Here is a 19,460-nt window from a genome sequence, read left to right as displayed (position 1 = left end):
GGGCCACATGTCGCATCTTCACTCCCTGCCGTCCGCTCCGCGCATCAACCCGAGCATCCTCGCCGCGGATTTCGTGAACATGCAGGCTGATCTCGCGCGCATCGCGACGGCGGACTTCGCCCACGTCGACGTCATGGACAACCATTTCGTGCCGAATCTGACCTTCGGCCCCCAGATGGTCGAGCGGATCCAGGCAACGAGCCCGATTCCGCTCGATGTTCATCTCATGATCACTGACCCTGATCGCTGGGCACCGGGCTACGCGGAACTGGGCGCTGCCAGTGTCACCTTCCATCTCGAGGCCGCCGCCGATCCTGTTGCGCTGGCGCGGCGTCTGCGCGCGATCGGCGCCCGCGCCGGCGTCGCGATCAAGCCGGGAACGGCGGGGGAGAGCCTCTACGACATCCTGGACGAGTTCGATCAGGTCCTTGTGATGACCGTCGAACCGGGCTTCGGCGGGCAGGGCTTCATGCCCGAGACGATGCCGAAGCTCCGTGCACTCGCCGACGAGGTTCGTCGCCGCGGCTCGGACGTGTGGCTGCAGGTGGATGGCGGCATCTCCGACAGCACCATCGCCCAGGCCGCCGAGGCAGGCGCTGACACTTTCGTCGCCGGATCGGCCGTGTATGGAGCCGAGGATGTCGCGGCGGCTGTCGCACGGCTCCGAGAGCTCGCGCGAGCCGCTAGCCTGGGAGAGTGAAGACCTTCGACGAACTGTTCGCCGAGCTCAGCCGCAAGGCACAGGAGCGCCCCGAGGGATCGGGGACCGTTCGAGAGCTCGACGCGGGCGTCCACACCATCGGAAAGAAGATCGTCGAGGAGGCCGCCGAAGTCTGGATGGCCGCCGAGTACGAGAGCGATGACGCCGCTGCGGAAGAGATCTCGCAGCTGCTGTACCACCTGCAGGTGCTGATGCTCGCCAAGGGCCTGACGCTGGAGAACGTCTACCGACATCTGTGAACGAGTCCCTCGTGTAGACCGTTCGATCAGAAAGATTCCCATGCTCCGCATTGCCGTTCCCAACAAGGGTTCGCTGTCCGAAACCGCCGTCGAGATGCTGCAGGAGGCCGGGTACGCCGGTCGCCGCGACCCCAAGACGCTTCACGTCATCGACGCCGACAACGACGTCGAGTTCTTCTACCTCCGACCCCGTGACATCGCGACCTACGTCGCATCCGGCGCCCTTGACGTCGGCATCACCGGTCGTGATCTCCTGCTGGACGTTCGCCAGAACGCGAACGAGATCGAGCCGCTCGGTTTCGGCGGATCCACGTTCCGTTTTGCGGGACCTCCCGGACGCTTCACCTCGATCGACGACCTCCGAGGTGTGCGCGTCGCGAGTGCGTACCCGGGCCTGGTGGGCGCGTTCTTGGAAGACCGCGGGATTGACGCCGAACTCGTGCAGCTCGATGGTGCGGTCGAGTCCGCGGTGCGCCTGGGCGTGGCGGATGCGGTCGCCGATGTCGTATCGACCGGAACCACGCTGCGTCAGGCCGGTCTGGAGATCTTCGGTCCGGTGATTCTCGAGTCCGAGGCCGTGCTGATCGAACGCCCCGACGGCGCTGCGGGCACGGAGACGCTGCTGCGTCGCCTGCGTGGTGTCATGGTCGCCCGTCGCTTCGTGCTGCTCGACTACGATCTTCCCGCGCACCTGGTCGATCAGGCTGTGACAATCGCTCCGGGGCGTGAGTCCCCGACGATCTCGCCGCTGCGTGACCCCGAATGGGTTGCCGTCCGGGTCATGATCCCGCGCCGCGGTGTCAACCAGGTCATGGATGATCTCTACGCGCTCGGCGCGCGGGCGATCCTGGTGACCGCGATCGACGCGGCGAGGCTCTGATGACGCTCGCCGCTCGCGTCATCCCTTGCCTCGACGTGGCTGCGGGCCGTGTCGTCAAGGGCGTCAACTTCGAGAACCTTCGTGACATGGGGGATCCCGTCGAGCTTGCGCGGCACTACGCGGCGCAGGGCGCAGACGAGATCACCTTCCTCGACGTCACCGCGACGGTCGATGGCCGTGCCACCACCTATGACGTCGTGCAGCGGACCGCTGAGCAGGTCTTCGTGCCCTTGACCGTCGGCGGAGGCATCCGCTCGGTCGAAGACGTCGCACGTCTGCAAGGCGTCGGCGCGGACAAGATCGGGGTGAACTCGGCCGCCATCGCGCGCCCGGCGCTGATCGACGAGATCGCCGACCGTTTCGGCGCGCAGGTGATCGTGCTGTCGCTCGACATCAAGCGCAGCGGCAACACCGACTCGGGCTTCGTCGTGACAACCCACGGCGGACGCACGGAGACGACGTTGGACGCGGTGGAGTGGGCCCGTGAGGCGATCGAACGCGGAGCGGGTGAGCTGCTGGTCAACTCGATCGACGCCGACGGCACCCGCGACGGCTTCGATCTCGAGCTCGTCCGGCTGATGCGTGAGATCTCCAGCGTTCCGGTGATCGCGTCCGGCGGTGCTGGCAAGGCCGCGGACTTCCCCCCGGCGATCGCTGCGGGCGCGGATGCTGTGCTCGCCGCCAGCGTCTTCCACTCAGGCCTGCTGACGGTCGGCGATGTCAAGCAGGCACTGCGCGAAGCGGGGGCGATCGTCCGATGACCGATGTGGATGCTGCTCTGTCCCGCGTGCGGTGGAACGACGACGGCCTTGTCGCCGTGGTCGTCCAGCAGTGGGACACGAAAGAGGTCCTGATGATGGCATGGGCGAACGCGGATGCGCTGCGCGAGACGCTCACCTCCGGACGCGCCACGTACTGGTCGCGATCGCGTCAGGAGTACTGGCGCAAGGGCGACACCTCGGGTCATGTGCAGCACGTGCGCGGGGCTCGTCTCGACTGCGACGGTGACACCGTGCTGCTCAGCGTCGATCAGGTGGGTGTCGCGTGCCACACCGGCACACGCACGTGCTTCGACGCGGATGACCTGGCACCCTTCGTGGCGCTTGTCGACTGACACCTGTACAGGAGAAGTGAAATGAAAGAGCTCGGCCGCCGCGGACGCGCACTGACCGCGCTGCTGTTCGTGATCGCGGGCGGCATCGGCATCATCTCCTCGACGCAGACCTGGTTCACCGTCGTCCGCGTGGACGGTGCGGCGGACGTGCCCGTCGCCGGGGCGGATGCGATGCCCGTGCTCGCTCCGCTGAGTCTCGCGGTGCTCGCGCTCAGTGCCGCCATCGCGATCGTCGGACCGGTCATGCGCATCGTCTTCGCGATCATCGCGATGCTCATCGCAGGCTCCCTCGGGACGGCGACGCTCGTCATCGCGCTGGAGCACCCGGTCTCGGCGGTCGCATCCACGCTCAGCGAGCTCGTCGGGCTCATGGGCGAAGAGGCGCTCGCTCCGATGATCGCGTCGATCACGGGGACGCCCTGGCCGTGGATTGCACTCGTGGCATGGGGCGTCCTGTTCCTCGGCGGCATCTTCGCCCTGCTGACCGCCCGTCACTGGAAGGTCGGGGGTCGACGTTTCCAGACGAGCTCATCGACGCCGCACGACGGCCCGATCGACGCCGTCGAATCCTGGGACGATCTCTCCCACGGTACGGATCCGACGCGCTGACCACACCGGATGCGGGTGGACGGCCGCATCCACAGCACGCCCGCCGGCGTCTGCGGCCCGGGCCGTGTTCCCGATAGACTGGCAGAGATTTCACAGCACGCTCGGAGGAGTAACATGACCAACCCCATCGCCGACCCCGGCCACGGACACTCGCCTGCCGCCTGGACCGCCGTGGTGATCATGCTCCTGGGCTTCACCATCGGCACAGTGGCGTTCTTCCTCGACCTGCCCGCGATCGTCTGGGCATCCGCGGCTCTGGTCCTGGTCGGCGCGCTGGTCGGCTGGATCATGGCGAAGGCCGGTTACGGCGTCAAGGGCCCGAAGTACGCACCGAAGGCCCACTAGTGGTACTCGCCGACCTCACGGCCGGCGCTGTCGCAGACGCTGCACGACGCGAACAGTCGCGCTCGCTTGCAGAGGTCGAACGCGCGGCGCTCGCACTGCCTCCCGCGCGGGACGCGCTCGTGGCACTTGCTCCGGCTGATCGGGTCAAGATCATCGCCGAGGTCAAGCGCGCAAGCCCTTCTCGTGGGGCACTGGCCGAGATTCCCGATCCCGCGCTGCAGGCACGCCTGTACGAGCAGGGCGGAGCGTCTGCGATCAGCGTCCTGACGGAGGAGCGTCGATTCGGCGGCAGCCTCGCCGACCTTGAGGCCGTGACCGCATCGGTGAGCCTCCCGGTTCTGCGCAAGGACTTCATCGCGACGCCCTACCAGGTGTTCGAAGCCCGCGCGGCAGGCGCAGACCTGGTGCTGCTCATCGTGGCCGGTTTGGAGCCGCAGGTGCTGCGCGACCTCTACGCCCTGATCCTGCAGCTGGGAATGACGCCGCTCGTCGAGACGCATTCCGTAGAAGAGCTCGACCTGGCGATCGACCTGGGAGCATCGCTCATCGGCGTGAACGCGCGCAGCCTCCAGACGCTCGAACTCGACCGCGACCTCTTCGGCCGACTTGTCGACCGCATCCCCGACACGGCGATCAAGATCGCGGAATCCGCGGTTCTGACGCCCGCTGATGTGACGCACTACCGTTCCGCGGGTGCGGATGTGGTGCTCATTGGCGAAGCACTTGTCACCGGCGACCCCGTCGCCACACTCGCATCCTTCCTGGAGGCAGGCGCATGAGCCTACGTGAACAGCCGGGCCCCTTCTTCGGCGAGTTCGGCGGTCGTTACATGCCGGAGTCTCTCATCGCGGCGATCGACGAGCTCACGGCCGCCTATGCCGAGGCGATCGTCGACCCGGCGTTCCAGTCAGAGCTGTCCTCTCTGCTCCACTCGTACGCGGGGCGCCCGTCGCCCATCACCGAGGTGCCGCGCTTCGCGGAGCACGCGGGCGGCGCACGCATCTTCCTCAAGCGTGAGGACCTCAACCACACGGGATCGCACAAGATCAACAACGTTCTCGGTCAGGCGCTGCTCACCAAGCGTCTCGGCAAGACGCGGGTGATCGCGGAGACTGGTGCGGGCCAGCACGGAGTCGCCACCGCGACGGCGGCCGCGCTTTTCGGTCTCGAGTGCACGATCTACATGGGTGAGGTCGACACACAGCGTCAGGCGCTCAACGTCGCCCGTATGCGCCTGCTCGGCGCCGAGGTCGTGCCTGTCACAACCGGCTCCCGCACTCTCAAAGACGCGATCAACGATGCGTACCGAGACTGGGTGGCAACCGTCGAGTCCACCAACTACATCTTCGGCACCGCGGCCGGGCCCCACCCGTTCCCGGCGATGGTGCGTGACTTCCAGAAGATCATCAGCGAGGAAGCGCGCCAGCAGCTGCTGGATGAGGTCGGGCGTCTTCCTGACGCCGTCCTCGCGTGCGTCGGCGGCGGGTCGAACGCCATCGGCATGTTCGACGCGTTCATCGATGATGAGTCCGTGCGCCTTCTCGGTGTCGAGGCAGCCGGCGACGGCGTCGACACGGATCGTCACGCCGCGTCCATCGAACGAGGACGTCCGGGCGTTCTGCACGGTGCCAAGACGTTCGTCCTGCAGGACGACGACGGGCAGACCATCGAGTCGCACTCGATCTCAGCCGGCCTCGACTACCCGGGTGTCGGTCCTGAGCACGCCTGGCTCGCGTCGATCGGTCGCGCCGAGTACATCCCCGCCACAGATGATGAGGCGATGCAGGCGCTGCGCCTGCTGAGCCGCACAGAGGGCATCATTCCGGCGATCGAATCCGCCCACGCCCTGGCCGGCGCGCTGCGCCTCGGTCGTGAGCTGGGCCCGGATGCGGTGCTGGCCGTGTGTCTGTCCGGTCGTGGCGACAAAGACATGGACACCGCCGCACGCTATTTCGAGCTGTACGACGACCCCGAGAACGCAGGAGAATCGGCATGAGCCGCGTAGACGACGCGATCCAGCGCGCCCACGATGCCGGACGCGGTGCGTTCATCGGGTACCTGCCGGTCGGCTTCCCGGATCTCCCGACGAGCATTGAGGCAGCGATCACGCTCGCGCGCAACGGCGTCGACATCATCGAGCTGGGGCCGCCGTACAGCGATCCCGTCATGGATGGCGCGATCATCCAGGAGGCCACCCAGACCGCACTCGCGGCGGGCTTCAAGATGGCCGACCTGTTCACCGCGGTCCGCGCGATCACCGAGGCCGTGGACGTCCCGGTCGTCGTGATGTCGTACTGGAACCCCATCTGGCAGTATGGCGTCGATCGTTACGCGGATGATCTTTTTGCGGCCGGCGGAGCGGGCATCATCACGCCCGACATCACTCCGGAGTCCGCCGAGGAGTGGATCGCCGCCAGTCGCCGCACAGGCCTTGACCGGATCTTCCTGGCCGCGCCGACCTCGAGTGACGAGCGCCTGGACCTGGTCGTCTCTGCGTCATCGGGCTTTGTGTACACCGTGTCGACCATGGGTATCACGGGGGAGCGCGCGGCGCTTGACCAGGCTGCCCGTACGCTCGTCGAGCGTCTGCGCGCGCACGGTGTCGGGCGCGCCTGCGTCGGGATCGGCATCTCGAACGCAGAGCAGGTCGCTCGCGTCCTCGAGTATGCAGACGGCGCGATCGTGGGCACCGCCCTCGTGCGGGCGCTGCGTGACGGCGGCGTCGAACGCCTCGCCGAGGTGACCCGCGAGCTGTTCGCTGGCACGCACCGCGCCGCCTGACCCCGTAAACTCGTGATCATGTCCCTCGCGCTTCAGAACGTCCTCACGGGCGTCGCCGCCAGCATCCCGAGCCCGTCGATCAGCTACTTCGACCTCGGCCCGGTACGGATTCACATCTACGCGCTGTGCATCATCACCGGAATCATCCTCGCAGTGTTCATGACGAACTACCGTCTGACCAAGCGCGGAGCGGAGCCGTGGGTCGTCATCGACATCGCGATCCTGGCGGTTCCTCTGGGCATCATCGGTGCGCGCATCTTCCATGTGCTCACCCACCCCGGGTTCTACTTCGGCGAGGGCAAGAACATCTGGGCGGTCTTCTACATCTGGGAAGGCGGCATCGCGATCTTCGGTGCGCTTCTCGGTGGCGCCGTCGGCGCCTGGCTCGGCTGCAAGTGGACGGGCATCCGGTTCTGGACCTTCGCCGACGCTCTCGCGCCGGGCCTTCTGCTTGCGCAGGCCGCCGGACGCTTCGGCAACTGGTTCAACCACGAGCTGTTCGGTCTGCCGACCGACGTTCCTTGGGGCCTTGAGATCGACTCCTCCAACCCGGCGTTCCCCCCGGGACTCGCCGAAGGCACGCTGTTCCACCCCACGTTCCTGTACGAAGTCATCTGGAACACCCTGGGGGTGCTGTTCCTGCTCTGGATCGGGCGCCGCCTGCAGCTGCAGTGGGGCAAGCTCTTCGCGGTGTACCTCATCTGGTACAGCGCGGGGCGCGTCGTGTGGGAGTCCATCCGCATTGACCCGAGCGAGATCTACTTCGGGCTGCGCACGAACGTCTGGGCTGCTCTGGCGAGCGTGGCACTCGGTGTCATCATCCTCTGGGTGCAGACCCGTCGTCACCCCGGACGCGAGCCTTCGCCGTACATGCCGGGTCGTGGCATCCACGACGGTCAGGCGGATGTACAATCGCAAGACAGCACCTCTGACTTCGTCGACGTGAGCGAGCCTCCGCTCGAAGTCACAGCTGGAGCACCCGCCACAAGCGACGCTCCCGTCAGCGACGGCGGCACCCGATAAGCCAGCTCGCCGCGCGGCATCTATTGCACTGAACAAGCGGGCCAACGTCGTCCCGGTTCATACGAATCTGAGGACGGTAACTGGTGTATTTCCAGCCCCCTTATGGCGCCTCCGGCGCTTACCCCCCGAAGCAGGGGATGTACAACCCCGCGTTTGAGAAGGACGCCTGCGGCCTGGCCATGGTCGCGACGTTGCGCGGGACTCCCGGCCACGACATCATCGCGCTGGCGCTCGAAGCGCTGCGCAACCTGGAACACCGCGGTGCGATCGGTTCTGACGCCGGCACCGGCGATGGCGCCGGCATCCTGACGCAGATGCCGGATGCGTTCCTCCGCTCCGTCACTGATTTCCCCCTCCCGCCTGTGGGCGAGTACGCCGCCGGCCTGGCATTCCTCCCTCGTGAGTCGAGTGCCCGCCGCGAGCAGAAGGCCGGAATCGAGCGCATCGCCGCTGAAGAAGGGCTCACGGTCCTCGGCTGGCGCACCGTTCCGACAGCGAATGAGAACCTGGGCAAGCTCGCCGACGAGGCGCGGCCCGCATTCGAGCAGCTGTTCGTCTCCCGTCTGGGCGACGCCGACCGCTCCACGTCGTCGAGCATCGTCCTCGACCGCGTCGCCTACCGTCTGCGCAAGCGCGCAGGACACGAGCTCGGCGCCTACTTCGTCTCCCTTTCCGCACGTACCCTCGGCTACAAGGGCATGGTGACGACTCTCCAGCTGGAGCCGTTCTACCCTGACCTGCAGGATGAGCGCTTCGCCTCGGAGCTCGCCGTGGTGCATTCGCGCTACTCCACCAACACCTTCCCGTCGTGGCCACTGGCCCAGCCTCTGCGCATGCTCGCGCACAACGGCGAGATCAACACGGTGGGCGGCAATCGGAACTGGATGCGCGCCCGCCAGTCGCAGCTGGAGTCTGAGCTTCTCGGCGACATCGCCCCGCTGCTGCCGATCTGCACGGACGGTGCGAGCGACTCGGCCTCGTTCGACGAGGTGCTGGAGCTACTCACCCTGACGGGTCGCAGCCTGCCGCACGCCATCATGATGATGGTGCCGGAGGCGTACGAGAAGCAGTCCGACATCTCTCCGGAGCTGCGCGCCTTCTACGAGTACCACGCGAATCAGATGGAGCCCTGGGACGGACCCGCCGCCCTCATCTTCACGGATGGCACGGTCGTCGGCGCGACGCTCGATCGGAACGGTCTGCGTCCGGGGCGTTGGACGGAGACGACCGATGGCCTGGTCGTCATCGGCAGCGAGACGGGTGTGCTGGAGTTCGCGCCCGAGCGCATCAAGCGACGGGGGCGCCTGCAGCCCGGCAAGATGTTCCTCGTCGACACGGCGCAGCGCCGGATCGTCGATGACGAGGAGATCAAGAGCGAACTCGCACGGCTGCACCCGTGGCAGGAATGGCTGGACGCGGGAACCGTCCGTCTCGCGGATCTTCCCGAGCGCGAGCACATCGTGCATCCTCCTGCATCGATCACTCGTCGCCAGCGCACGTTCGGATACACCGAAGAAGAGGTGCGTGTTCTGCTCACACCGATGGGGCAGACCGGCGTGGAGCCGATCGGCGCGATGGGCAGCGATACTCCTATCGCGGTGCTCAGCGAACGTCCGCGTCTGCTGTTCGACTACTTCACACAGCAGTTCGCCCAGGTCACGAACCCGCCGCTGGACTCGATCCGTGAAGAGGTCGTCACGAGCCTGCGCTCCAGCCTCGGGCCTGAGCGCAACCTGCTCTCCTGGGGGCCGGAGCACGCGGCTACGGTGACGCTCGACTTCCCGGTGATCAACAACGACGAGCTCGCGAAGATCCGCCACATCGAGCGGGCGATTCCGCAGCGCTCGAGTGCCACGATCCGCGGACTGTACCACTTCGACGCAGGATCGCACACGATGCAGGAGCGTCTCGCTGAGATGTGCGCCGAGGTCGACGCTGCGATCGAACGCGGCGCCGAGTTCATCATCCTTTCGGATCGTGACTCCAACAAGGACCTCGTGCCGATCCCGTCGCTGCTCATGGTGTCGGCGATCCATCATCACCTGATCCGCCGCGAGAACCGGATGAAGGTCGGTCTGATCGTCGAGGCCGGTGATGTGCGTGAGGTCCACCATGTGGCGACGCTGATCGGCTACGGGGCTTCCGCCGTCAATCCCTACCTCGCCATGGAGACGGTCGAGCACCTCGTTCGCACGGGGTACATCACCGACATCTCCGCAGAGAAGGCCGTCAGCAATCTGATCTACGCGCTCGGCAAGGGCGTGTTGAAGATCATGTCGAAGATGGGCATCTCCACCGTGTCGTCGTACGCGGGCGCACAGGTGTTCGAGGCGATCGGTCTCAGCCAGGAGTTCGTCGACACGTACTTCACGGGCACCGAGTCGAAGCTGGGTGGCATCGGCATCGAGGATGTCTTCGCCGAGAACCAGGCACGGCATGATTTTGCCTACCCCGAGGATGCTGCGGCCCGCGCGCATGAGCGGCTGTGGAACGGTGGCGAGTACCAGTGGCGCCGAGAGGGTCCGTCGCACCTGTTCAATCCGCAGACGGTCTTCCGCCTGCAGCACGCGACGCGCACCCGCCGGTACGACATCTTCCGCGAGTACACGTCGATGGTCGACGACCAGGCGCGCGATCTCAAGACGCTGCGCGGGCTGTTCCAGCTGCGGACGGGTGAGCGGCCGGCCGTGCCCCTCGACGAGGTGGAGTCCGTGGCGTCCATCGTCCGCCGCTTCTCCACGGGTGCCATGAGCTATGGATCGATCTCGCAGGAGGCACACGAGACGCTCGCGATCGCGATGAACCGTCTCGGTGCGAAGTCGAACACCGGTGAGGGCGGCGAAGACCCCGCGCGACTGGTCGACCCGGAACGTCGGAGTGCGATCAAGCAGGTCGCTTCGGGGCGTTTCGGCGTCACGAGCCAGTACCTGACCGAGGCCGATGACATCCAGATCAAGCTGGCGCAGGGCGCCAAGCCGGGGGAGGGCGGTCAGCTTCCGCCGGGCAAGGTGTACCCGTGGGTGGCGCGAACGCGTCATGCGACGCCGGGTGTCGGTCTCATCTCACCCCCGCCGCACCACGACATCTACTCGATCGAAGACCTCAAGCAGCTCATCTTCGACCTGAAGCGGGCCAATCCGTCGGCGCGCATCCACACGAAGCTCGTGAGCCAGTCGGGCATCGGCGCGGTGGCCGCGGGTGTGGCGAAGGCTCTGAGCGATGTCGTCTTGGTGTCCGGACACGACGGAGGCACGGGCGCGAGCCCGCTGAACTCGCTCAAGCACGCGGGAACGCCCTGGGAGCTCGGCCTTGCTGAGACGCAGCAGACGCTCATGCTGAACGGCATGCGCGACCGTGTCGTCGTGCAGGTGGATGGGCAGCTCAAGACCGGCCGCGACGTCGTGATCGGTGCGCTTCTGGGGGCGGAGGAGTTCGGCTTCGCGACCGCACCCCTGGTCGTGAGCGGCTGCATCATGATGCGCGTCTGCCACCTCGACACCTGCCCCGTCGGCGTGGCGACGCAGAACCCGGTTCTTCGCGAGCGCTTCACGGGCAAGCCCGAGTTCGTCGTGAACTTCATGGAGTTCATCGCCGAAGAGGTGCGAGAGCTGCTCTCGGCGCTTGGCTTCCGTTCGATCGATGAGATCGTGGGGCGCAGCGACCTTCTGCGTGTCGACGGCGCGATCCAGCACTGGAAGGCCGACGGGCTGGATCTCAGCCCGATTCTCCAGGGCCCCGCGTTCCCCGCCGATGAGCCGCGGACCAGCGGTCGACCGCAGGACCACGAACTCGACGAGCACTTCGACGCGCCACTGCTGGCGAGCGTGTCCGACGTCATCGCGGAGGGCGGGACGATCGCACTCGACCTGCCGATTCGGAACACCGCGCGCGCGGTGGGAACCATGATCGGCCACGAGATCACGCGTCGGCACGGTGCAGAGGGGATGCCCGAAGGGGCCATCACGCTCACGCTGCATGGTTCCGCAGGCCAGTCGTTCGGCGCTTTCATCCCGTCGGGAGTCACACTGCGTCTTGAGGGCGACAGCAACGACTATGTCGGCAAGGGCCTGTCCGGTGGACGCATCTCGGTGCGCCCGCCCGCAGGGGCACCGTTCGACGCGGCCCAGAACGTCATCGCCGGCAACGTGATCGGCTATGGCGCGACAAGCGGCTCCCTGTTCCTCTCGGGTGTTGTCGGCGAGCGTTTCCTCGTTCGCAACTCGGGTGCGGCCGCCGTCGTCGAGGGCGTGGGAGACCACGCTCTGGAGTACATGACGGGTGGCGTCGCGGTGATCCTCGGACGCACCGGCAGGAACCTCGGCGCGGGAATGAGCGGTGGGACGGCCTACGTCTACGAGCTCGATCCACGACGGGTGAATCCGGATGCCGTGAAGGGCGGTGAACTCGAGCTCGGCGCGCTGGGCGCCGGCGATGCCGCCATCCTCCGTGACCTGCTGGAACAGCACGTCTCCGAGACTGGATCGGAGCTGGCCCGTCGTATCCTCGCCGACTTCGACACCGAGGTCTCGAACTTCACGCGGATTCTGCCGCGTGACTACGCTGCCGTGCTGCGCACCCGCGCAGAGGCCGAGGCCGACGGCCTCGACCCCGACGGCGATATCGTCTGGAACCGCATCCTGGAGGTGACCCGTGGCTGATCCCAAAGGCTTCATGAAGACAACCGAGCGCGAACTGCCCGCGCGTCGCCCCGTGCCCGTTCGCATCCTCGATTGGAAAGAGGTGTACCAGCCGGGTGATTCTGCGGTGCTTCGGCGCCAGGCGAGCCGCTGCATGGACTGTGGCGTGCCGTTCTGCCACCAGGGATGCCCGCTGGGCAACCTGATCCCGGAGTGGAACGATCTCACCTGGCGCGGCGAAGGCCGTGCCGCGATCGAGCGCCTGCACGCGACGAACAACTTCCCGGAGTTCACGGGGCGTCTGTGCCCCGCGCCCTGTGAGAGCGCCTGCGTGCTGGGCATCAACCAGCCTGCGGTCACGATCAAGCAGATCGAGGTGTCGATCATTGACGAGGCGTTCGCGAAGGGCTGGGTGCAGCCGCAGCCGCCGGAGCGCCTGACCGGCAAGACCGTCGCCGTCGTCGGCTCCGGGCCTGCCGGCCTTGCAGCCGCACAGCAGTTGACCCGCGCCGGGCACACCGTCGCCGTGTTCGAGCGGGATGACCGCATCGGCGGTCTGCTGCGCTATGGCATCCCCGACTTCAAGATGGAGAAGGGGCAGCTTGACGCGCGTCTTCGCCAGATGCAGGAGGAGGGGACGCGCTTCCGGGCCGGCGTCGAGATCGGTCGCGACATCAGCTGGGACGACCTGCGCGCGCGGTACGACGCCGTCGTGCTCGCCACCGGATCCACGATGCCGCGCGACCTCGCGATCCCGGGCCGTGATCATGAGGGCATCCACTTCGCGATGGAGTACCTGGTCGAGTCGAACCGGGCAGTCGCCGGTGACGCTGTTCCGAACCAGATCACCGCTCAGGGCAAGCATGTCGTCGTGATCGGCGGCGGCGACACCGGTGCCGACTGCATCGGCACCGCGCATCGCCAGGGCGCATTGAGCGTGACGAACCTGGCGATCGGACGCCAGCCCGGCGACTCGCGCCCGGATCACCAGCCGTGGCCCATGATGCCGACGGTGTTCGAGGTCCAGTCCGCACACGAGGAGGGCGGCGAACGCCGGTACCTCGCGTCGACCGTGGAGTTCCTCGCGAACGACGCGGGCGAAGTCCGGGCCGTCCGCGTCGCCGAGACCGAGTTCGTGAACGGGCAGCGTGTGCCGCGTAGCGGAACGGAGCACGAGATCCCCGCAGACCTCGTCCTCATCGCGATGGGCTTCACCGGGCCCGAGCAGGAGACGTTCACCGAGAATTCACGCCCTGCGATGACCTCGCGGGGCGCAATCGAGCGCGACGACGACTACGCCACGAGCCTTCCCGGCGTGTTCGTCGCGGGCGATGCGGGGCGTGGTCAGTCGCTCATCGTGTGGGCGATCGCCGAAGGGCGCGCTGCTGCGGCGCAGGTGGATCGGTTCCTCATGGGAGAAACGGTCCTTGCCGCTCCGGTGCGCGCGTCCGAAGTCGCTATTGGCCTGCCATCCGCGTAGGCTGAAGGCGGCAGCGTTGCCCATTTCGTTCTTTACCCTTACAAATTCGGAGACAGTGATTTGAGACGCGCGAAAATCGTCGCCACCCTTGGCCCGGCAACGTCGACCTACGAGTCGGTGCGAGCCATCATCGACGCCGGGGTGGATGTCGCCCGCTTGAACCTCAGCCACGGGGACTACTCCGTGCACGAGGCCAACTACGCGAACGTCCGCCGTGCGGCTGACGACGCCGGTCGGGCAGTGGCGATTCTCGTCGACCTGCAAGGCCCGAAGATTCGCCTCGGCAAGTTCGAGGACGGTCCTTACGAGCTCGCCGCAGGTGACATCTTCAAGATCACGACGGAAGAGATCATCGGCAACCGCGAGATCTGCGGGACGACGTTCAAGGGCCTGCCCCAGGACGTCAAGCCGGGCGACTTCCTGCTGATCGACGACGGCAAGGTCCGCGTCGAGGTCGTCGAGACGGATGGCACGGTCGTGACCACCCGTGTCGTCGTCGCAGGTGCGGTGTCGAACAACAAGGGCATCAACCTGCCTGGCGTGGCCGTCAACGTTCCCGCGCTGAGCGAGAAGGACGAAGACGATCTTCGTTGGGGCCTGCGTATCGGTGCAGACGTGATTGCGCTCTCGTTCGTGCGCAACGCGGAAGACGTGAAGCGCGTCCACGAGATCATGGCCGAAGAGGGTGTGCGCATCCCCGTCATCGCCAAGATCGAGAAGCCGCAGGCCGTTGAGGCGCTGGAAGGCATCGTCGACGCATTCGACGGCATCATGGTCGCCCGCGGCGACCTCGGAGTCGAGCTGCCGCTCGAGGCCGTGCCGATCGTCCAGAAGCGCGCTGTCGAGCTCGCTCGCCGCAACGCGAAGCCCGTGATCGTGGCGACGCAGATGCTCGAGTCGATGATCAGCAGCCCGGTGCCCACCCGCGCCGAGACGTCCGACGTCGCGAACGCAGTGCTCGATGGCGCGGACGCGGTCATGCTCTCGGGCGAGACCAGCGTCGGCGACTACCCGATCATCGTGGTCGAGACGATGGCACGCATCATCGAGTCGACCGAAGAGCACGGCCTGGAGCGCATCCAGCCGCTGACGACCAAGCCCCGCACGCAGGGCGGTGCGATCACCCTCGCAGCGCTCGAGGTCGCGGAGTTCGTCGAGGCGAAGTTCCTCTGCGTGTTCACGCAGTCGGGCGACTCGGCTCGCCGCCTCTCGCGTCTGCGCTCGCGCATCCCGATGCTCGCGTTCACGCCGGAGCCGAACATCCGTCGTCGCATGGCGCTCACCTGGGGCATCAACTCGACGCTCGTCGAGGCCGTGCAGCACACCGACCTCATGTTCCTGCAGGTGGACGACTACCTCCTGAAGTCCGGACTGGCGAAGGAAGGGGACAAGGTCGTCGTGATCTCCGGTTCCCCTCCCGGAATCGTCGGCTCGACGAACGACATCCGTGTGCACAAGGTGGGCGACGCCGTCAACGGCGCAGCACCCATCTACAAGGCCGGCGTCTGATCTGTCGTCTGTGATCGTGTGGGCCGCTCCTTCGGGGGCGGCCCACACGGCGTTTCGGGGTGCGCGGCGGCGCCACGTATCGTGCGCTCCTACGATGAACACATGACTTCCCGGCTCTCCGACGTTCAGCGACGCTGGGTGGACGGTCGACTCCCGGATGCTGTGATCGTTGCGGATCTGTCCTGGGACCTCGTCGACTCGATCGTTCTGCGCGTGCGTGGATGCAACGGGGATGTGATCGTGAAAGCGGGTGGCCCGCGCAACCATCACATCCTGCGAGAGCTTTCCGCGCATCCCCGGCACACCGCGCCGCTGACGGACACAGGACACGCGGCGCGTCTGCTCGATGGCGACCCTGATCTGCGCGTGATGCTGCTCGAGTATCTGCCAGGAGTGCTGGTAGAGAAGTCAGTTGCCGAGCGCGATCCGCGGATCTACGAGCGTGCGGGTGTGCTGCTGCGAGCGCTGGACTGGCTGCAGCAGCCGCATCGGATCGCACCCGAGACCGTGCAGCAGGTACGACAGATTCTCGAGAATGCTCCGAGGCGAACGGTGCGAACCGTGCCGACGCACGGCGACTGGCAGCCTCGCAACTGGCTGATCGACGGCGACACCGTGCGTGTGATCGACTTCGGCCGCTTCGCCTTCCGCACGCGTTCCAGCGACCTCGCAAGACTCGCCGCTCAGCAATGGCGCGACGATCCTTCACTGGAGGAGGCGTTCCTGGACGGCTACGGAGGGGATCCACGCGAACCCGAGCAGTGGCGGCTGGAAAGGCTCCGCGAGGCCGTCGGCACCGCGTGCTACGCCGTGCAGGTGGGGGAGAGTGGCTTCGAGGAGCAGGGACACCGGATGCTCGCGGATGCGCTGGCCGCCTTCTGAAGGCGGTGCGATTGCACGATCTCGGATCGCGAGGTGGTGGTGCCGGTGGTGGGACTCGAACCCAGTAACATACCCCTTTTGGGCTTCCGTGAAATCTCGGGAAGATCCGCCAGAGTGACGCAACTTCCGCGGAAATACGCGGATCCAGAGGGGTAGTTCCCCCAAATCGTGTGTTACCTCCGAACCCGTCTCGCTGGCTCGTTTTGCCCAGAATAGTCGATTTTGGGGAAGGCTTCCCCACCTTTTGGGCACGAGAAACCCCCGCAGTACGAGGTGCGCTGCGGGGGCTGACTGGCGCGATGTGGTCTACGAAGCGAGTGCCGTGGTGCGACGCTGACCACGGCGGCGGCGACCCCAGGCGTTGTCCAGCTCGTCCTGAAGGGGAGGCTTCGGCGTTGCAGTGCGTGCGACAGCGGCCAGCTCTTCGAGCGGCGTGAGTGCCGGCTCCTCGGCCGTCGCGACGACAATCGTGTTCGCGTTCAGCCATTCGATGATGGAGATCTTCGGGTACGACCAGGAGCGCCCAGTCTTCACGGCGCCGATGCCGCGAGCTCGCGTCAGGTCTGCGAGGACGCGCGGGGTCATGTTCAGGATCTCGGCTGCCTGCTCCGCGCTGCAGACGGCGGGGTACTGCTCGAGGAGGTCTTCGATGGTGGGGACAGCAATCATGAGAATCCTTTCTGACGGTCGCCACGTATATGCGCAGTGCCATCCCGCGACGTGTCCGAGGCGCCCGTTCACGCAAGTGCGAACGCTGCATAACGAGGGAGGGTTGCGCGGACGAGAGGCTGATTGTCTGGCAGCTGTGGCTCGCGGGTCGATGCTTCGGCCGGTGAGGATGGCTCGCGTGAGAGCGCCATTCTGCGTCGAGACCGTTCATTCAGAGCCTGAACCCGCCCGTTCTGGGTGAGATTGGCCGGTGTGCCCGGTCACCTCAACAGGCACCGGGCATGGTTTTGCCCAGTGTTTTCTAGAGGAAAGGGCACCTTGGACTGGTTGCCCGGTAGTAGGTATTTCATGTAAGAGAAGAAATAGATAAATAGAAGGGGCAATCCCCCTACTGCCCCTCCTCTAGAACACTTCTCGCTCTATGTACATACCCTCCCGCACCGGTCACACCGGGCACAGCCCTGCTTTTTGTGAACTGACCTGGGGAATTGTGAATACACCGACCGGGCGCGGTGCCCGGTGCTGTGCCAAGAGCGTCGCTTCGAGGGGTGCTCAGACCCCCGCGATCCCAGTCGGGAGCAGGTGAGTCGGCAAATCCGCCATCCTGAGCGTGTGTCAGAGGCACCATCCCGGGCGCACGTGGCACCCGCAGCGCCTATGTAGCGCCTGAAGCCCGGGAGCATCTGCCCACCGCGTGACCCGAACCTTCACAGGCGAGATGCGCGTCGAGCATCGTGAGCCACCCGCCGAACCCGAGGGCGAGCCCCTCGCCGCAGGGTGTGGAGTGCACGCCTGACTCACACCTTGGAGCCCCCACATGACCGCACCCGTAACCATCGCCCGCCAGCACTTCCTCACCGAGGAGGGTGAGCAGCTGCTCATCAGTTACGACGCCATGCAGGCAGCCGAGCGGATGCTCGCGTTCGTCAACGCCAGCGGCCTTGAGCCGTCAGAGGTCATCTCCGACCCCATCACCACCCACCCGCTCCCGGTCTACCACCGCGACACCCGTTTCGGCACGGTCAAGCCCGAGCTCATGTGGCACCCGCTGTTCTGGCTGCCCGAGCACGTCGGCCTGCGACTGCAGATCCGTGAGACCGAGAACGCCGAGCCGCGCGTGGAGACTGACGCCGAGTGGGCGCTGCGCATCGCCATCGAACTCACCCGCTCCGGCGTCTACTCGCCCGAGGGCGGCTGGGCGGACGTCATGGCCCTGTGCGGGCTCGACCTGGACAACCCCATCGACCTCGCCCGCGTCGAGGCGTGGCAGGCAGGGGAGGGGGACGAGACCCTCGACGCTTTCGACCTCGCCGCGCTGTTCCGATTCTCCACAGACAACGACGCGTTCTACGAAGCGCAGGAGCTGTACCCGGCACTGACTGCCGCGCAGTGGGGCTTCACCGCCGCCAGCGGGTGAGTTTGTTGAGCCGAGAATTGACGAGACCGCGACGGAGGCCGTGTCCTCGCGGCTTTCCCAGCGTGTACAGCAGCCGAAGAGCGATGGTGCGGGGTTGAAGGCGCGTGCGGAGGCGGGTACGGTTGTTGGCCGGGACGCGTTCTCTACGACGTACGCGACGGACGCGGGGACGACGATTCGTCTGGAGTCGACGGAGCTGTTGAACTTTGAGACTGCGCCGGGGACATGGGCGGAAATCTCAACAGACGTGGTGAAAGACGGTGACCGGTGGGTGGCTCCGGATCATCCGCTGTCTCCATCGTTCGCGGATGAGGCCACTGCGGATCGTGCGGTGTTGGTCGAGGCGGACGGTCACAGCGTCTCGTTCTCGCTGGAGGACAGCAATGCTGCCCGGGCGGAACCGGATTCGTCGGACGGCAAGGCATCTGACACGTTGCGGTTCTCCGATGTGCGTGCCGACGTTGACCTCGAGTATGAGGTGGAACCGGGGGCGGTGAAGGAAACCCTCGTGCTCGGAGAAGTGCCAGCGGTTGAGGCGTCTTGGTCGTGGCGTCTTGATGTGGGCGAGTTGACGCCGGTGCTGGGCGAGCACGATGTGCTGGAACTGCAGGACGCTGAGGGCGCGGTCGTGATGCATGTGCCGACCCCGGTGGCGTGGGACTCGTCCGGCGTGAAGGGGGAGCGGGAGAGCGCACTCATCAACCCGGCGGTGACATTGACGCAGGAGGCTGACGGGTCTTGGGCGTACGGGCTGGCCGTGGATCCTGCATGGTTGGCGTCGGATGAGCGGGCGTATCCGGTGTTCATTGACCCGACGTTCCAGTGGGGTCCTCCGCACCAGAGATCTTTCAAGTCCGATGGGGCGGTCTATATGGATCAGTCCATATTGGCAATACCCGTGAGAACAACACGAACAGGTTTTGGCGGACGTATACGTGGTTTGACGCATCTCCGGCGTATAAGAAGTTCATCGGCGACGCGCAGATGCTTGCCGTGTACGCGGGGGCGGGCACCACCGTGGCGTATGACGCGGCGGTCAATAAGGGCACGGGCGATTGCTATGACTGTCGCGGCGCGTGGTTGTCGAACCTGTCCCTCGCTGACGGGGGAGGGTGGACGTCCGGCGAAGGCATCGGCCGGTTCATTGTGAACTA

18 protein-coding genes are annotated in these 19,460 nt (G+C 66.3%); 17 read left to right on the top strand and 1 reads right to left on the bottom strand.

All coding sequences use genetic code 11. From position 1 onward, the window contains the following. Nucleotides 1-7: 7 nt before the first annotated feature. From rpe to JOD62_RS14570, 15 genes are all read left to right on the top strand, one after another. On the top strand, nucleotides 8-700 hold the full coding sequence (gene rpe / locus JOD62_RS14640; RefSeq protein WP_204939964.1) for a ribulose-phosphate 3-epimerase: 693 nt from the start codon (nucleotides 8-10) through the stop codon (nucleotides 698-700). After that, nucleotides 697-960 carry a phosphoribosyl-ATP diphosphatase gene (locus JOD62_RS14635; protein ID WP_204939963.1) on the top strand — a complete coding sequence of 88 codons (264 nt, stop codon included), beginning with the start codon at nucleotides 697-699 and terminating at the stop codon, nucleotides 958-960. Before rpe ends, JOD62_RS14635 begins: the two co-directional genes overlap by 4 nt. A gap of 40 nt (nucleotides 961-1,000) precedes the next feature. Next, entirely contained in the window at nucleotides 1,001-1,840 is an 840-nt protein-coding gene (gene hisG, locus JOD62_RS14630; RefSeq protein ID WP_204939962.1) for an ATP phosphoribosyltransferase, read from the top strand. Then, nucleotides 1,840-2,601 (top strand): imidazole glycerol phosphate synthase subunit HisF, encoded by a 762-nt coding sequence (gene hisF / locus JOD62_RS14625; RefSeq protein ID WP_204939961.1) that lies wholly within the window; start codon nucleotides 1,840-1,842, stop codon nucleotides 2,599-2,601. Before hisG ends, hisF begins: the two co-directional genes overlap by 1 nt. Further along, on the top strand, nucleotides 2,598-2,954 hold the full coding sequence (hisI, locus tag JOD62_RS14620; protein ID WP_204939960.1) for a phosphoribosyl-AMP cyclohydrolase: 357 nt from the start codon (nucleotides 2,598-2,600) through the stop codon (nucleotides 2,952-2,954). The genes hisF and hisI overlap by 4 nt, the downstream gene beginning before the upstream one ends. A gap of 21 nt (nucleotides 2,955-2,975) precedes the next feature. Next, nucleotides 2,976-3,563: a Trp biosynthesis-associated membrane protein gene (locus JOD62_RS14615; RefSeq protein WP_204939959.1), complete on the top strand. Its 588-nt coding sequence runs from the start codon at nucleotides 2,976-2,978 to the stop codon at nucleotides 3,561-3,563. Between the two features lie 114 nt (nucleotides 3,564-3,677). Further along, nucleotides 3,678-3,908, top strand: coding sequence for a DUF6704 family protein (locus tag JOD62_RS14610; protein ID WP_204939958.1), 231 nt, complete (start codon nucleotides 3,678-3,680; stop codon nucleotides 3,906-3,908). Continuing rightward, entirely contained in the window at nucleotides 3,908-4,687 is a 780-nt protein-coding gene (trpC, locus tag JOD62_RS14605) for an indole-3-glycerol phosphate synthase TrpC (RefSeq protein WP_204939957.1), read from the top strand. The genes JOD62_RS14610 and trpC overlap by 1 nt, the downstream gene beginning before the upstream one ends. Next, nucleotides 4,684-5,904, top strand: coding sequence for a tryptophan synthase subunit beta (gene trpB / locus JOD62_RS14600; protein ID WP_204939956.1), 1,221 nt, complete (start codon nucleotides 4,684-4,686; stop codon nucleotides 5,902-5,904). The genes trpC and trpB overlap by 4 nt, the downstream gene beginning before the upstream one ends. Further along, on the top strand, nucleotides 5,901-6,689 hold the full coding sequence (gene trpA / locus JOD62_RS14595; RefSeq protein WP_204939955.1) for a tryptophan synthase subunit alpha: 789 nt from the start codon (nucleotides 5,901-5,903) through the stop codon (nucleotides 6,687-6,689). The genes trpB and trpA overlap by 4 nt, the downstream gene beginning before the upstream one ends. A gap of 18 nt (nucleotides 6,690-6,707) precedes the next feature. Further along, nucleotides 6,708-7,712, top strand: coding sequence for a prolipoprotein diacylglyceryl transferase (gene lgt, locus JOD62_RS14590; protein ID WP_204939954.1), 1,005 nt, complete (start codon nucleotides 6,708-6,710; stop codon nucleotides 7,710-7,712). Between the two features lie 137 nt (nucleotides 7,713-7,849). Further along, a complete protein-coding gene (gltB, locus tag JOD62_RS14585) occupies nucleotides 7,850-12,370 on the top strand; it encodes a glutamate synthase large subunit (RefSeq protein ID WP_204939953.1) in 4,521 nt (1,506 codons plus the stop codon). Continuing rightward, nucleotides 12,363-13,829, top strand: a complete 1,467-nt coding sequence (locus tag JOD62_RS14580) for a glutamate synthase subunit beta (protein ID WP_204939952.1) — start codon at nucleotides 12,363-12,365, stop codon at nucleotides 13,827-13,829. The genes gltB and JOD62_RS14580 overlap by 8 nt, the downstream gene beginning before the upstream one ends. Nucleotides 13,830-13,889: 60 nt before the next feature. Further along, nucleotides 13,890-15,338, top strand: coding sequence for a pyruvate kinase (gene pyk / locus JOD62_RS14575; RefSeq protein ID WP_204939951.1), 1,449 nt, complete (start codon nucleotides 13,890-13,892; stop codon nucleotides 15,336-15,338). 102 nt (nucleotides 15,339-15,440) lie between these two features. Then, nucleotides 15,441-16,220, top strand: coding sequence for a phosphotransferase (locus JOD62_RS14570; protein ID WP_204939950.1), 780 nt, complete (start codon nucleotides 15,441-15,443; stop codon nucleotides 16,218-16,220). A gap of 306 nt (nucleotides 16,221-16,526) precedes the next feature. On the opposite strand, the gene JOD62_RS14565 is transcribed toward JOD62_RS14570, so the two are convergent. Then, the gene (locus tag JOD62_RS14565; protein ID WP_204939949.1) at nucleotides 16,527-16,889 is read right to left on the bottom strand and encodes a helix-turn-helix domain-containing protein; all 363 of its coding nucleotides are present in this window, start codon (nucleotides 16,887-16,889) and stop codon (nucleotides 16,527-16,529) included. Nucleotides 16,890-17,706: 817 nt separating this feature from the next. Between JOD62_RS14565 and JOD62_RS14560 the strand changes: the two genes are divergently transcribed. Continuing rightward, on the top strand, nucleotides 17,707-18,306 hold the full coding sequence (locus JOD62_RS14560) for a hypothetical protein (RefSeq protein ID WP_204939948.1): 600 nt from the start codon (nucleotides 17,707-17,709) through the stop codon (nucleotides 18,304-18,306). A 40-nt stretch (nucleotides 18,307-18,346) separates the two neighbouring features. Further along, nucleotides 18,347-19,456, top strand: coding sequence for a hypothetical protein (locus tag JOD62_RS14555; protein WP_204939947.1), 1,110 nt, complete (start codon nucleotides 18,347-18,349; stop codon nucleotides 19,454-19,456). Nucleotides 19,457-19,460 lie beyond the last annotated feature (4 nt).

Origin of the sequence: Microbacterium keratanolyticum, from assembly GCF_016907255.1 — a bacterium.
In the GTDB taxonomy this organism is placed as follows: domain Bacteria; phylum Actinomycetota; class Actinomycetes; order Actinomycetales; family Microbacteriaceae; genus Microbacterium; species Microbacterium keratanolyticum.
The sequence above is the reverse complement of the archived record's forward strand: the minus strand, read 5'-3'. Positions and strand labels throughout refer to the sequence as shown.